We start from the raw sequence: 13159 nt of genomic DNA on the forward strand, positions 1-13159 counted from the left end.
AGACACATGAAGAATTTCCTAGTCAAGACGATCGCCAACGCCGCTGCCCTGGCAGTGGCGGTCTGGCTCTTCCAGAACATCACCCTCACCGGCCACAGCACCGGCAAGAAGGTCCTGACCCTGGTCCTCGTCGCGCTGCTCTTCGGCGTGGTCAACTTTGTCGTCAAGCCCGTTGTGAAGCTGCTGACACTGCCCCTGTTCGTCCTCACCCTCGGCCTGTTCACCCTTGTGATCAACGCCTTGATGCTGCTGCTGACCTCATGGCTGGCGGACAAACTGAGCCTGAGTTTCCATGTCGAGGGTTTCTGGACAGCGGTCCTAGGCGGCCTGGTCATCTCCGTGGTCTCCTGGGCCATGAACGTCGTGCTCCCCGACGACAATGACTGATCCCCGCGCGAGCGTCGGGGACGGCACCCGAGCGGTACGGGCCGGACTGCCCGACCCCGTCGCATACGAACCGACCCTGCCGGGACCCGTCTTCGCCGCCCACTTCCATCTGCCGGGCGAGCCGACGGGCCCGTACACCTACGGCCGCGACGAGAACCCGACCTGGACCCATCTCGAACGCGCCATCAGCGAGCTCGAAGCGCCGGGGCGGACCGTCGAGACCGTCACCTTCGCCTCCGGGATGGCCGCGATCTCCGCAGTGCTCTTCTCGCAGCTGAAAGCCGGCGGGACCGTCGTCCTGCCCGACGACGGCTACCAGGCCCTGCCCCTGCTGCGCGAACGGCTCGAAGCGTACGGCGTGACGGTACGGACCGCGCCGACCGGCGGCGACGCCCAGCTGCGCGTGCTGGACGGGGCCCGGCTGCTGTGGATCGAGACCCCCTCCAACCCCGGGCTCGATGTCTGTGACGTACGCCGGCTGGTGCGCGCGGCGCACGACGCGGGCGCCCTGGTCGCCGTCGACAACACCCTCGCCACCCCGCTCGGCCAGCGGCCCCTGGAGCTGGGCGCGGACTTCTCCGTCGCCAGCGACACCAAGGGCATGACCGGCCACGGAGACATCCTCCTCGGCCATGTGACCAGCGGCGATCCTGAACTCGTGGCAGGCGTACGGCGCTGGCGCAAGGTCGTCGGCGCCATCCCAGGCCCCATGGAGGCCTGGCTCGCGCACCGCTCCCTGGCCACGCTCCAGCTCCGCGTCGGCCGGCAGTGCGCGACCGCGCTGGAGCTGGCCCGGGCGCTGGAGAAGCACGGCGCGGTGACCGGGCTGCGCTACCCCGGGCTGCCCGGCGACCCCTCGTACCCCGTCGCCTCTGTACAGATGCGGCGCTTCGGCTCCGTCGTCTCGTTCGTCCTGCCCGACCGGGACCGGGCCGAACGTTTCCTCGGCGCACTGCGGCTGGTGGACGACGCGACGAGCTTCGGCGGCGTACGGTCCACCGCGGAGCGGCGCGGGCGGTGGGGCGGCGACGCGGTGCCGGAGGGCTTCATCCGGTTCTCCGTCGGGGCGGAGGACCCCGAGGACCTCATCGCGGACGTCCTGCGCGCCCTGGACGAGACGGCCGGCTGACCCGGGGACCGCACGCACGGACGGTCCGAGCCTCCCCCCTCATGGCTCGGACCGTCCCAGGTTCCACGCGCGGAGAACCATTTGCCCAAGGCTAGTTGACTCTGCGTCAGTGTCCAATCACAGTAGCGACAGCGACCTATCGACTTATTTATAGTTGACGGTCCGGAGGTGGCCCTGGGGCGGGACGAGAGGGGAGCGCGGCACATGGACCTGGCCCTGCTGCGCACCTTCGTGACCGTGCACCGCGCTGGCTCCTTCACCCGCGCCGCCGCGCTGCTGGGCCTCTCCCAGCCCGCCGTCACCGGCCAGATCCGCACCCTGGAACGCCAGCTCGGCCGCCCGCTCTTCCTGCGCCAGGCCCGCGGCGTGACCCCCACGACGATCGGCGACGAACTCGCGCACCGCGCCGCTCCCCATCTCGACGCACTCGTCGAGATCGCCGAGACCGGCCTCGACGAGGAGTCCGGCGTACGCACCCTCCACCTGGCCGGACCGCCCGAATTCACCTCCCTGCGCGCGCTCCCCGCCCTCACCCCGCTCACCGCACAGGGCCTCGCCCTGCGCGCCTCGTTCTTCGCGGACACCGAGGAGACCCTGGAGGGGCTGGCCGCCGGTCACCACGATCTGGCCATCACCACCGCCCGCCCCCGCGGCGGACTCCTCACCGCGACTCCGCTCTGCGACGAGGAGCACGTACTGATCGCCGCGCCCCGCTGGGCCGCCCGGCTCGGCCACACCGTGCTGCGCGAGGGACAGGTGGTGCTGGAACAGCTGCCCGTCGTCGAAGTGCACGAGTCCCTCCCCCTCGTCTCGCGCTACTGGGCCACCGTCTTCGATTCCCGGCCCGCCGCCGCGGGCACCGTGATCGTCCCCGATCTGCGGGCCGTCCTGGAGTGCGCCGCCGCCGGCGCCGGACTCGCCGTACTCCCCCGCTATCTGTGCGAATCCGCGCTCGAACGCGGCGAGGTGGTCGCGCTCCTCGACCCGCCCGTGCCCCCGCTGCGCACGTATTTTCTCGTCGTACGCACCGGCACCCTCGCCCTGTCGCCCATCGCACGCGCGCACGAGTGGCTGCTGCGCGCCGCCGTCGGCTGGTGACCGCGGCGTCCCGGAACGTTTCAGACGGCGTGTCGCGGGCGAACCTCTTCCCATGACCGAACGGCCCGTGGTCAAGCGCACCGCACGCGCCATCCTGCTGGACGGCGCTGACCTGATCCTGATCAAACGCACCAAACCCGGAGTGGACCCGTACTGGGTCACCCCCGGCGGCGGGGTCGAGAGAAGCGACGCCACCGTCGTCGACGCGCTCCACCGCGAGGTCGACGAAGAACTCGGCGCCAAGATCATCGATGTCGTGCCCTGCTTCGTCGACACCGTTGAGCACATCGCGGGCGGCGGCGTGACCGGCGTGAAGGTGCAGCACTTCTTCGTCTGCCGGCTGGAGTCGATGGATCTCTCCCAGCGGCACGGCCCCGAGATCGACGAGCCGCACGGGGAGTACGAGATCGTCCGGGTGCCGTTCACCCGCGTCGGCATCGCCGCCGTCCATCTCGTACCGCTGTCACTGCGGCACTACCTGGACGGCAATATCGAGGGCGTACGCGCGATGCACGCCCCCGACCTGGGCTGACACACCCCGGCCGGGGTGACGGCGGCCGAGGCCTAACTCGCCGCGGCCAGCAGCTGCTCCAGGGAGTCGTGCCGGATCCGCTCCGACGGGATGCCGACCCCCCGGAGCGCGTCCAGACCGCTGCGGATCAGTCCGGGCGGCCCGGACAGATACCCGTCGTACTCATGCCACGGGCCGTAGTCGCGCACCGCCTCCGGAAGCTGCCCCGTAAGCCCCTGGCTGGGCCCCTCGGCGACCACCGGCCGCACCGCCAGCCACGGATGCTCGCTCTGGAGCCGCAGCATCGTCTCGATGTCGTACAGATCCTGGTCGCTGCGCGCGCCGTAGAAGACCTCGACCCGGCGCCGGTGACCGTGCTCCGCGACGTCCTCGATGAGCGCCTTGATCGGCGCGATGCCGGTGCCGCCGCCCAGGCAGAGCAGGCCGTTGTCCGTGCTGTGGTCGACGGTCATCGAACCGGCCGGCGGACCGAGCCGCAGCACATCGCCGACGGCGGCCTTGTGGACCAGCGCGTTCGAGACCCAGCCGGCCGGGACGGCCTTGACATGGAAGGAGAGCAGACCGTCCGGCCGGGGCGCCGAGGCGAAGGAGTAGTGCCGCCAGACCCGGGGCCACCACCGCGTCTCCAGGCTGGTGTACTGCCCGGCGCGGAACGGATACGGCTGGTCCGGCCGGACCGTCACGACGGCGATGTCCGGCGTACGGCGCTCGTGCGAGACCACCTCGGCCTGCCACCAGGCCGGAGCGTGCGCCTCGTCCTCGGCCGCCGCGTCGATCATGATCTGCGAGATCGTGGTGTACGTCCTGACCCAGGCGCCCTCGGTCTCCTCGTCCCAGATGTCGGCGGTGTAGCGGGACAGCGCGCCCAGCAGCGCCTCGCCCACGGCCGGGTAATGCGTCGCCTGCGTACCGTACTTGCGGTGCCCGCGCCCCAACTGCCGTAGATAGCCGGTGAGCACGGCCGGGGAATCCATGTGCTCCGCCGCGGTCAGCAGCGCCTTGAGCAGCCTGTCGCGCTGCGCGTCCATCGCCACGGGGAAGAGGCTCCGCAGATCCGGGTGGCGGACGAAGAGCAGCGAGTAGAAGTACGACGTGACCTGGTCGGCGACGGGACCGATCACGGCGAGCGTACGACGCACCAGAACGGCGTCGGGGGAGGCGTTCGGGTCGATGTCCGCGGCGGCCGGGAGCGCGGCCAACGGCTCCGCGGCCGGAACCTCGGGCGGCAGCTCGGCCGGCACCGGCGCCTCGGGCGGCAGTGACGCGGAACCGCCACCGGGCGGGGCGGCGGCGGACGGCCCGGGATCGGCTTCCTGCGCTACGGGATGGGGCCGTACGGCGTCGGGCGGCAGCTCCCCGGGCGGCGCCACGACGGACGGCGGCGCCACGACGGACGGCGGCGCCACGACGGACGGCGGCGCCACGACGGACGGCGGCGCCACGACGGACAGGGCGGCGGACGGGGCGGCGGTCACCGCGGCGTCCACTAGCGGCAACTCACCGGCGCTCTCCACCGCGGCACCGAGCCCCTCGGGGACCTCTGGGTGGGGAATCGGCCCCTCGGCGGCCTCCGGCCCCTTGGTGCGCGGCTGGAAGGCGTCGGGGACGCTGTCCGCGGGGGCCGACGGCCGGGGTCCGGCGGCAGAACGGTTCTCCTGCCCCTCGGCGCCCTCGCGCGGCGGCGGCGCGGGACGGGTCCCGCCCGAACCCACCGGGCGTATGGAGGCAAGCGAGCGGCCCGGGACGGGTATTCGGCCCCGGCCCGTCGCCTCGGCACCGTCTGCCGTCCCGGAATCCGGTCGGCCGCCGCTGCCGCCCGGCGTCTTGCGGGGAGCGAACCAGCCGCCCCCCGAGCCGTCCCCGGAGGTACCACCGTCTCCGGAGGAGCCGTTGTCGGCCGACGTGGTGGTCGGAGCGTCCATGGTGTGCCTCGCCTCGAACATCTTTCAGTCGGTCTGCGTACATCCGCTGGCCCGGAATACGCTGATGAATCCCCCACTCCGATCGGACCTGCCGGCCGCCGGTGTCAATCCCCGCCGTACCCCGAGTCGGGACACGAGGCCACGGAACACGACGCGGCCCGCAGTACCTGCCGTCGCAGCATGACAGGCCCCGCCGCCGCACGGGACAAAGAGCGCGAAGTCCGGCCATCCGTACCGGATTTACCGTTAGGCTGCATTGCTCCCGTCTTCATCCGGCGGATTCCGACCATGTTTCCCGTGGCATCACGGGGTCAGAGTATTACTGCTGAAGGCGCGCCAGTTCATAGACCTCACGCAGATCGCCTCCCGTGTACGCGTGGGTCGCGAGCCCCGACAGGTGGTGATCCGCATTCACCGCCACCGACCTGGGCACCACGGCGAAGATCTCCGCATCGGACATGGAATCACCATAGGCAACGCAGTCGTCCATCCTCACCTCGAACTCCGCACACAGACTGTTCGCGATCTTCACTTTGGCGGACGGGGTGAGAATGCCCGCCCGGTCGACCGGTTCCGTGAAGGGCAGCACGGGCCAGCGCGAACCATGCGTCGCGTGTGCGCCCCAGTCCAGCAGCCGCGACACAAAGAAATCGGGCGAGAGGGAGATAACGGCGCAGTAATCCCCACGCGCCCGAATGTCCGACCAGACCTCCCTGATGCCGGTCATCCACGGAGCGCCTTCGAAAGCGGCCGCCACCTGCTCCGTCGTGAGTTCGGTCCACAACTCCCGTGCCCGGACGGCGAAATCCCCCGGCTCCAGCCTCCGAGACAGGAACTCCCGCTCCAGCTCGGCGATTTCGGCGCTCAGCCCCAACTGCCGGGAGATCTCCACCGCGGCCGCCGATCCACGGATGAGCGTCCCGTCAAGATCGAAGAGATGAAGCCTGCGCAGGGTAGCCATGTTCACCGAGGTTAGTACGGACGGATGTCGCCGACACCCACACGTCTCACCCCACTGGAAGCCACCACGTTTCACGTGAAACATCCCGTTTCCCGTAAAACGGTGGACGCACCCTCATCCACTCCGACAGCCTGACCACCATGTCGACATTGCTCTCCACACTGCCCATCCGCCCCCTGACGATGGGCGACCTCACCGCCTGCGCAGACTTGGCCGAAGATCGCGGCTGGGCCCGCGAGGAACACAAATGGAGCCTCCTGCTCGCCGCCGGCACCGGCTACGGGATCACCGACCCCGATGATCCCGACGGCAAGCGCCTGGCCGCCACCTGCGTGGTCACCCCCTACGGGACCCAACTGGCCGGCGTCGGCATGATGCTCGTCGCGGGACAGCACGCCCGAAAGGGTCTCGGGCGGCGGTTGATGACCCATGTCCTGCACGAAGCGAACGGCACCCCGCTCATGCTCCACGCCACCTCGTACGGCCGACCGCTCTACCAGCAACTGGGCTTCAAAGAAGTCGGCGAAGTCGCAACGGTGGCCGGACTCTTCTGCTCATCCGGCACCGGCACGGAAGCGACGACCGAGACGCCCGACGACGCGACTGAGGCGACCGAGGCAGCCGTCCGCGCCGCGACCGCCGGCGATCTGCCCGCCGTCATCGGCCTGGACACCGAGGTGTTCGGAGTCGACCGCACCTCCATGATCGCCCGCCTGCCCGCCTTCGCCGACCGGCTCAGCGTCGCTGAGGAGGACTCCGCCCTCACCGGATACGCGGCACGCTGGCCCACCGCCGCGGCGGATGTCATCGGCCCACTGATCGCCCGCGACACCCGCACGGCGAAGGCCCTGATCAGCTCGCTCATCACCAGCCCGGACCGTCCGATCCGCATCCACATCGATGTACGCCACCAGGAGCTGCTCAGCTGGGTCAAGGAACACGGCCTCGAACAGGTCACACTGACCACCGTGATGGTCCACGGAATCCCCGATCTCCCTGGTGATCGCACCCGGCACTTCGCGCCACTGAACATGGCGACGGGCTGACCACCGCCGAGGAGCCGGCAGCGGCCGGGCCGGCCGACGGCCGCCCGCTCCGGCATAGTCTTCAGCCCATGAGTGATCCGCAGATACGGCCCGCGGGCCAGGACGACATCCCGGCCATCGTGGCCATGCTCGCGGACGACGCCCTGGGCACGGAGCGCGAGTCCCCCGACGACCTCGCCCCGTACACCACGGCCTATCGGCGGCTTGCCGACGACCCGAACCAGCACCTGGTTGTCGCCGTACGCGACAGCCGGGTGGTCGGCACGCTCCAGCTCACCGTCATCCCCGGACTGTCCCGGCGCGGCGCCACGCGCGCGGTCATCGAAGCCGTGCGCGTCCACACCGACGAGCGCGGCAGCGGACTCGGCACCCTGCTCATCACATGGGCGGTCGAGGAATCACGGCGCCAGGGCTGCCGACTTGTCCAGCTCACCTCCGACGCCACTCGCACCGACGCCCATCGCTTCTACGAGCGACTGGGCTTCACCGCCTCCCACGTCGGCTTCAAGCTGAGCATCTGACAGGCTGCCCAGCCGCCCTGCCGCGGTTTCACGTGAAACATCACCGTCGCCCTAACCCCGCAGACCACGCCAGCCCTCCGGGTCGACCCCGCCAGGAGTGGCGCCACCCGGTTCGTACGGCTCGCGGGTGAAGACGAACGAGCCGAGATCGAGATGGCTCACCGAACCGTCCGGCCGCCGCACCACCCGCAGCGTCTCTCCCGCGTAGTAGCCGTCGAGCCCCGCCCAGGTGCCCTCCGGCCGCGCGGCGAAGCGTGAGCCGCGCCCGGCACCAAGCAGCGGATACAGCTCCAGCCCGCGCTCCGCCACCAGCTTCAACCCGAAGGCGGACGTACCCCAGTACCACGGCCCGGTGAGGGACAGCAGCTCCTGGTCGACCTCGGTCAGTGGCCGCCACGGCTCCGGGATCCGGGGCTCGGCATCGGCCACGATGCCGACGAGATCCGCGGCCACCGCGCTGATCCGCGGCCCCGACGTGGCATTGGCGAGTGCCACCGCCGCCACCCCGTCCGCCACGCTCAGCCACAAGGAGGCGACAAAGCCCGGCAGCGAACCCGTATGCCCGGCCAGCGACCGCCCCGCCCGGCGCGCCAACTGCACTCCGAGCCCGTAGCCGCCGTCCCAGTCATCCCCCTCGGGCGGTACGGACGGGGTCCGCAGCTCCGCCACGGACGCGGCGCTCAGCACCCTCTCGTCACCCTCGGCGAGGAACGTCGCAAAGCGGCACAGATCCGCGGCCGTCGACCAGAGCTGACCCGCCGGCGCCATCAGCCCCAGATCCTCCATCGGCTCGGGCAGCACCACATCGGCCCATGGATGCACGGCCCAGCCGCGCGCGTGCGGAGCGACCGGCTGCGGCCCCGTACGGTCCATGGCGAGCGGCGCGAGAACCTCGCGCCGCAGCGTCTGCTCCCACGGAGCTCCACGCACCGCCTCGACCAGTGAACCGAGCACGGTGTAGCCGGTGTTGGAGTAGTGGTGGCGCCGCCCCGCGGGATGCACCACGGGCCGCTCGCCGAGGACGTCCGCCAGCCCAGGGCGCACGGTGCCGGGCGTACGCTCCCACCACGGCGCCGGGGACTCGGCGCTCAACCCCGCCGTGTGGGCCAGAAGCTGGGCGATCGTCGCCTCGCCCACGCCGGTGCCCGGCAGATGCTTCTCCAGGGGGTCGCCGAGGTCGAGCAGTCCCTCATCGTGCAGCCGCAGCACCAGAACGGCGGTGAACACCTTGGTGATCGACCCCACCCGGTACTGCGTCTCCGCGTCCGGCTCCCGTCCGTCCACGCCACCACGCGAGCCAACCCACACCATCCGCCCTTCGCGCGCCACCGCCGCCACCAGCGAAGGCGCACGGCCCTCGGTCTGCGCGAGGGCGATGCGATGCGTCAGGGCCCGCTGTGTACCGGGCAGCAGTTCTTCACCGAGTGAGGTCATGCACCACATCTACCGGTGACATCTCACCGGGTCGAACCCATTTCACAGAGCGGCGGGCAGCACACAGAACTCGTGACCGTCGGGGTCGGCCATCACCACCCGGTCGACGTCCCCCTGGCCGATGTCGATGCGCGTCGCCCCGAGGGAGACAAGCCGCTCGACCTCCGTCCGCTGGTCACTTCCGGCCGGCGGAACGAGGTCGAAGTGCAGCCGTTCCTTCCCCGCCTTCGGCATCAGGGGCGGACCGCCCCATGTGACCTTCGGACCACCGTGCGGTGAGCGGATCGCGGTCTCCTGATCCTGGTCCCAGACCAATGGCCAGCCCAGCGCCCGGCTCCAGAAGTACCCGGTCTCCTGCGAACCGTCGCCCGCCAGCGCTCCGATGAATCCGCACTCGGCGAGGAAACTGTTGCCCGGCTCGATGACACAGAACTCATTGCCCTCGGGGTCGGCGAGCACCACATGCCCCTCCTCCGGGCGTTGGCCGATGTCGATGTGCCGGGCGCCGAGTTGAAGCGCCCGCTCCACCACCTGCCTCTGGTCGTCGAGGGACGTGCTCGTCAGATCGAAGTGCATGTGGTTCTGGCCTGTCTTCCGCTCCCGCGTCGGGAGGAAGCGGAGCCGGAACCCGGTGTCATCGCTGGGAAGCAGTGTGGTGCCGTCGGACGAGTCCTCGGCCGTCTCCCAGCGGAGAAAGTCCGCCCAGAAGCGCGCGAGACGGAGCGGGTCGTGCGCGTCGAAGCAGAGCGCGTGCAGCTGAGAAGTCATCCGTAGGTCTTCCCGTAGGGCCGGCGGGGCGTGCAGGAGCCTGCCCAGCCGTTGCCACCCGGTCAACCGATTTTCGAAGCATCCCCACTCGTCCGCTGCCGAGCGGGCCCGAATGTAGGTTCTCACTTTCGGTGTCATGCGCCGACGCTATGACCTGGACGTTCCCCTCCAGTCTCACGACGTGTCGGCAGGCGGCTGTCTCAAATCGGTGTCATTTCCTCAGACTGCCCAGCCGGCTGCGCCGGACCTCATGAACCTGCATCGGCGGCCGTCCGTTCCGTCCACTCCCGCACCGTCACTGCTTGCTCGATGCAGTTGACGATGTCCTTCTTGGACGCCGTGTCCAAGGTCTCCGAGATCTTGTCGAAGGTGTCGGGAAGGACATCGATCAGACCCCAGATCTGTTCGCCGGTGCTGACGGTCAGCAGTTGCTGGCACCTCCACTGCAGCGGCGTCTCGGGACGGTGCGTGAGCCGCTGCACGAGTGTCGGGAACAGGTAGTGCGTCGCCTCTGCGGCGAGGTGCTCTTGGAGCCAGTCGACCGGGAGACGCTGGCTGAAGCTGTGCGTGGCGGCCTCTTGGGCCAGGTCCAGGAGCTGAGCGGTGTCGACGGCCCGGACGGTGCGGGGAAGGGTCGGGGTCATGTCGCGATGATGCCAAGAAGCCCTCGGAACACCGAGAGGTCGGCGGGGTCGGGTTGCAATCTGTCAAGGAACTCGGCCCAGGCTTTGTCGAACTCGCCGGAGGTCACCCTTCCACGGACGGTTCGCCCTTTATGCGGATCCATTCGTGGATGGTCTCGATGGCGTCGAGGAGGTCCTGGAAGGTGCAGAGATCCCGGTGCTGTTGTCGGACCTGGCCTGTTGCCATGTCCCCGTACTCAAGCTCGGCTTCCCCGCTGCTCCAGACGATGAGCACGGCGACGAAGTCATCGTTTTCGAGCGTCATCCAGGTGCTGTTCTTGGTTCGGCCGTCCTCGGGCGACTGCTGGACCGCACCCGTGATTCCGCAGGATTGCAGGCGTTCCTCATGCTCGGCGAACCAGGCCTGGAGCCTCTCCGGCAGTTCGACCGATATGGGCTGCTTTTCTTCGCTTTGTCTCATGGCTGGGCGATGAACCCTGCGGATCGGTCGAGCTGGAAAGGAGATCCGGCCTTGGTTGGTTCCCAGCCTCGGTCCCGTGCTTCTCGGATGCTGGCAGCAACGTGGGCTGGGCGGATGGGCACTGCCTCAGCACCCACCCAGTTGCTGGGATGGGCCTGGCCGCCGGCGACGATCAAGGTCGTGCCCGGCTGGCTGCCGCTGGCTGCTTCAACCGCATAGGTCAGTGGTGTCCAGCAGAGTCCCTGCATGTAGGAGGGCTTCCTGCGGATCCGCCAGCGGTACTCGATCCCGTCAACGGTTATGCGCCGGGAACCCTTCTTGTTCAGCGCCATCTTCGCCTCCTGCGCCGTTGAAGTCTGATGTGTCGCCGCGGTCGCGAAAAGCAGGTTGCACGCGAACGTACCGAACGTTATCGCCGGCAAGCACCTTCGGGCTACGGATGGGTTGATCAGCCCATAAGTTGGTGTCAGTGCCGAGCGACCCGGCGCATCGCACCCGCCCCGGGTGCACTCACCGCGATCGGAGAGCACCGTGAAGGACAGGGCATTGTGGCGTGTAGTTGACAACGAAAGTGGTAGCCAGTCCATCGTCAGCACGCCCTCCGAGGCGGTCGCGTTCGTCAACAGCCGGTTCGACACCGATGACGACGACGAGCCGTTCAGCATCACCGAGGTCGGTCCTCTCCTTCCGAAGCCGCTCGGGGTCATCACCGCATGGGCCGCCGAGAAGGACGGCGAGCGAACCGACGGGCGTACTGCCCCGATCACCATCAGGCCGGTTGTGACGGACAACGCCAGCGAGTGCGATGACGTCGTGCTCTGGGGCGATGTGTACGTCTCCTGGGACCACGACATGTACACCGTCGAGGAGCCGGACAGCTCCGAGTACAGCGAGGCTTACAGCGCAGCCGAGTTGAGCGCGATCCTCGACGAGTACGCCGACGACTACGAGTACGCGCCTGAAGAGCCCGACAGCCACAGGTGGCCGAAACCGGAAGAGTTGATCACCTACGGCGCCCAGGAGTGTGCCAAGCGGTTCGGGCACCTCGACGACGACGCCCTGCTGTGGCTCGCTGCCACCCGCATCACGCTCGCCGTGTGGCGCAACACACCCGTCGAGAACTGGCATGCCGGGAAGAGTCCGCTCCACGACGGCACAATGATGCGGATCAACACGGCAACCACCCGACTCGTGCGCTCGATGCTGTCGTTCGACCATGTCGACTGGATCGGCCTCGGTCTCGCGATCGTCAACCCGTCCCGGGTTCTACCGACCAGGCAGTCTGTTCTCGAGCTCGGGCTGGCCTGCCACAACCCTGACGACCCGGCACACGAGGTTGATCCGCGCGTAGAACTCGCGGGGATGGCACAGGTCGCGATCTCATGGGGGCGAAGGTACTGCCTTAGCGAGAAGGAGTTCGGTCTGCGAACCCTGATCGAATCCTTCTGCGCGTCCGACAACGGCTGGTTCGGAGAACCGAGTTGGGAGCGCATCGTCGATCGGTTCCTTACGGCTGTCGACGACCGGGAGAATGCGCACTGGCGCATACACCGGGAAAAGCCTTGGTTCGACGAGTGGTTCACCAACCGGCCGGCCGACATTGCGGACACCACGGAATTTCGTCGGCTGCTCCTTGCCGGGCCCGACCTGCTTTCCGAGGAGGCCGCCGAATGGTGCGTGGATGGTGCCATCGGCTACGTCTGCCAGGACGACCACGCGAACGACTGCTGGCGGTGCGGTATCCCGCTGGCAACGGAGTCCCCCAACGAGTGAATTTGTGCACCAGCATAGAAAAGCAGCAATCCACTGAACGCGCTCTCTCCCGCCTACTCGGCGGCCTCCCCTGCTTGGGGAGCCAGTCGCGGCTCCACTGACTGGAGATGTGCGGGTGCTTCTGACGGATCTGTGGCAGCAACGCTGGCCCGGCTGCCCGCCGGTCGGCCACAAGCTCCGTGAGCCCTACAGGAATGTCTGGGTCCGCTTCCACAGTCCGTCGGGTCTTTGACATCAGCATCACCGGCCTGCCGGTTTCTTGATAACCACGGCTTCCACGACACGGAGGACGAGCAGGTCGCCGGATCTCCGGGATCATGACGCCATGCAACTCCGATACTTCAATCAGACCGGATGGACCGCCATCTTCAATGGCACTGAGACCGAGATCGGTCGCATGGTGCGCGTGATTGCCGGGCGGGTGGCATCAGGCGAGTTCGACGGGGTGTTTCGGCACATTGCCGACCCGGAATGATCATGCCAC

General features: G+C 68.8%; 15 protein-coding genes. 8 read left to right on the forward strand and 7 right to left on the reverse strand.

The annotated features are described in order from the left end of the window. Positions 1 to 6: 6 nt before the first annotated feature. From AB0389_RS09140 to AB0389_RS09155, 4 genes are all read left to right on the forward strand, one after another. Positions 7 to 387 (forward strand): phage holin family protein, encoded by a 381-nt coding sequence (locus AB0389_RS09140; protein ID WP_366394666.1) that lies wholly within the window; start codon positions 7 to 9, stop codon positions 385 to 387. Then, positions 380 to 1516 (forward strand): cystathionine gamma-lyase, encoded by a 1137-nt coding sequence (locus AB0389_RS09145; protein WP_366394667.1) that lies wholly within the window; start codon positions 380 to 382, stop codon positions 1514 to 1516. Before AB0389_RS09140 ends, AB0389_RS09145 begins: the two co-directional genes overlap by 8 nt. A 204-nt stretch (positions 1517 to 1720) precedes the next feature. Next, positions 1721 to 2614 (forward strand): LysR family transcriptional regulator, encoded by an 894-nt coding sequence (locus AB0389_RS09150; protein ID WP_366394668.1) that lies wholly within the window; start codon positions 1721 to 1723, stop codon positions 2612 to 2614. Between the two features lie 52 nt (positions 2615 to 2666). Further along, positions 2667 to 3146 carry an NUDIX hydrolase gene (locus AB0389_RS09155; RefSeq protein ID WP_366394669.1) on the forward strand — a complete coding sequence of 160 codons (480 nt, stop codon included), beginning with the start codon at positions 2667 to 2669 and terminating at the stop codon, positions 3144 to 3146. 32 nt (positions 3147 to 3178) lie between these two features. On the opposite strand, the gene AB0389_RS09160 is transcribed toward AB0389_RS09155, so the two are convergent. Continuing rightward, positions 3179 to 5068 carry a globin domain-containing protein gene (locus AB0389_RS09160; RefSeq protein WP_366394670.1) on the reverse strand — a complete coding sequence of 630 codons (1890 nt, stop codon included), beginning with the start codon at positions 5066 to 5068 and terminating at the stop codon, positions 3179 to 3181. Between the two features lie 319 nt (positions 5069 to 5387). Then, positions 5388 to 6029, reverse strand: a complete 642-nt coding sequence (locus AB0389_RS09165) for an HAD-IB family phosphatase (protein ID WP_366394671.1) — start codon at positions 6027 to 6029, stop codon at positions 5388 to 5390. A gap of 140 nt (positions 6030 to 6169) precedes the next feature. On the opposite strand from AB0389_RS09165, the gene AB0389_RS09170 reads away from it, so the two are divergent. Further along, positions 6170 to 7075: a GNAT family N-acetyltransferase gene (locus AB0389_RS09170; RefSeq protein ID WP_366394672.1), complete on the forward strand. Its 906-nt coding sequence runs from the start codon at positions 6170 to 6172 to the stop codon at positions 7073 to 7075. Positions 7076 to 7143: 68 nt separating this feature from the next. Beyond that, positions 7144 to 7596, forward strand: a complete 453-nt coding sequence (locus AB0389_RS09175) for a GNAT family N-acetyltransferase (protein ID WP_366394673.1) — start codon at positions 7144 to 7146, stop codon at positions 7594 to 7596. 51 nt (positions 7597 to 7647) lie between these two features. Here the strand turns inward: AB0389_RS09175 and AB0389_RS09180 are convergent, their stop codons facing one another. The 5 genes from AB0389_RS09180 to AB0389_RS09200 form a co-directional block, all read right to left on the reverse strand. Continuing rightward, on the reverse strand, positions 7648 to 9030 hold the full coding sequence (locus AB0389_RS09180) for a serine hydrolase domain-containing protein (protein WP_366394674.1): 1383 nt from the start codon (positions 9028 to 9030) through the stop codon (positions 7648 to 7650). A 42-nt stretch (positions 9031 to 9072) separates the two neighbouring features. Further along, entirely contained in the window at positions 9073 to 9798 is a 726-nt protein-coding gene (locus tag AB0389_RS09185; RefSeq protein WP_366394675.1) for a VOC family protein, read from the reverse strand. Positions 9799 to 10046: 248 nt separating this feature from the next. Next, the gene (locus tag AB0389_RS09190; protein WP_366394676.1) at positions 10047 to 10442 is read right to left on the reverse strand and encodes a hypothetical protein; all 396 of its coding nucleotides are present in this window, start codon (positions 10440 to 10442) and stop codon (positions 10047 to 10049) included. Between the two features lie 103 nt (positions 10443 to 10545). Then, complete coding sequence (locus AB0389_RS09195) at positions 10546 to 10902, reverse strand: hypothetical protein (protein ID WP_366394677.1); 357 nt, start codon at positions 10900 to 10902, stop codon at positions 10546 to 10548. Next, on the reverse strand, positions 10899 to 11234 hold the full coding sequence (locus tag AB0389_RS09200; protein WP_366394678.1) for a hypothetical protein: 336 nt from the start codon (positions 11232 to 11234) through the stop codon (positions 10899 to 10901). Before AB0389_RS09200 ends, AB0389_RS09195 begins: the two co-directional genes overlap by 4 nt. A 199-nt stretch (positions 11235 to 11433) precedes the next feature. On the opposite strand from AB0389_RS09200, the gene AB0389_RS09205 reads away from it, so the two are divergent. Both AB0389_RS09205 and AB0389_RS09210 read left to right on the forward strand, forming a co-directional pair. Then, positions 11434 to 12675 (forward strand): hypothetical protein, encoded by a 1242-nt coding sequence (locus AB0389_RS09205; RefSeq protein WP_366394679.1) that lies wholly within the window; start codon positions 11434 to 11436, stop codon positions 12673 to 12675. A gap of 325 nt (positions 12676 to 13000) precedes the next feature. Beyond that, a complete protein-coding gene (locus tag AB0389_RS09210) occupies positions 13001 to 13150 on the forward strand; it encodes a hypothetical protein (protein WP_366394680.1) in 150 nt (49 codons plus the stop codon). Positions 13151 to 13159: the final 9 nt, after the last annotated feature.

The organism is Streptomyces sp. NPDC093109, assembly GCF_040701725.1.
Lineage (GTDB): Bacteria > Actinomycetota > Actinomycetes > Streptomycetales > Streptomycetaceae > Streptomyces.

Excerpts from the sequence above, each read along its gene's own strand:
- AB0389_RS09170 (WP_366394672.1), top strand. The coding sequence starts at position 6,170 with ATGTCGACATTGCTCTCCACACTGCCCATCCGCCCCCTGACGATGGGC.
- AB0389_RS09155 (WP_366394669.1), top strand. The coding sequence starts at position 2,667 with ATGACCGAACGGCCCGTGGTCAAGCGCACCGCACGCGCCATCCTGCTG.
- AB0389_RS09190 (WP_366394676.1), bottom strand. The coding sequence starts at position 10,442 with ATGACCCCGACCCTTCCCCGCACCGTCCGGGCCGTCGACACCGCTCAG.
- AB0389_RS09165 (WP_366394671.1), bottom strand. The coding sequence starts at position 6,029 with ATGGCTACCCTGCGCAGGCTTCATCTCTTCGATCTTGACGGGACGCTC.
- AB0389_RS09160 (WP_366394670.1), bottom strand. The coding sequence starts at position 5,068 with ATGGACGCTCCGACCACCACGTCGGCCGACAACGGCTCCTCCGGAGAC.
- AB0389_RS09185 (WP_366394675.1), bottom strand. The coding sequence starts at position 9,798 with ATGACTTCTCAGCTGCACGCGCTCTGCTTCGACGCGCACGACCCGCTC.
- AB0389_RS09150 (WP_366394668.1), top strand. The coding sequence starts at position 1,721 with ATGGACCTGGCCCTGCTGCGCACCTTCGTGACCGTGCACCGCGCTGGC.
- AB0389_RS09195 (WP_366394677.1), bottom strand. The coding sequence starts at position 10,902 with ATGAGACAAAGCGAAGAAAAGCAGCCCATATCGGTCGAACTGCCGGAG.
- AB0389_RS09145 (WP_366394667.1), top strand. The coding sequence starts at position 380 with ATGACTGATCCCCGCGCGAGCGTCGGGGACGGCACCCGAGCGGTACGG.
- AB0389_RS09210 (WP_366394680.1), top strand. The coding sequence starts at position 13,001 with ATGCAACTCCGATACTTCAATCAGACCGGATGGACCGCCATCTTCAAT.
- AB0389_RS09180 (WP_366394674.1), bottom strand. The coding sequence starts at position 9,030 with ATGACCTCACTCGGTGAAGAACTGCTGCCCGGTACACAGCGGGCCCTG.
- AB0389_RS09175 (WP_366394673.1), top strand. The coding sequence starts at position 7,144 with ATGAGTGATCCGCAGATACGGCCCGCGGGCCAGGACGACATCCCGGCC.
- AB0389_RS09200 (WP_366394678.1), bottom strand. The coding sequence starts at position 11,234 with ATGGCGCTGAACAAGAAGGGTTCCCGGCGCATAACCGTTGACGGGATC.
- AB0389_RS09140 (WP_366394666.1), top strand. The coding sequence starts at position 7 with ATGAAGAATTTCCTAGTCAAGACGATCGCCAACGCCGCTGCCCTGGCA.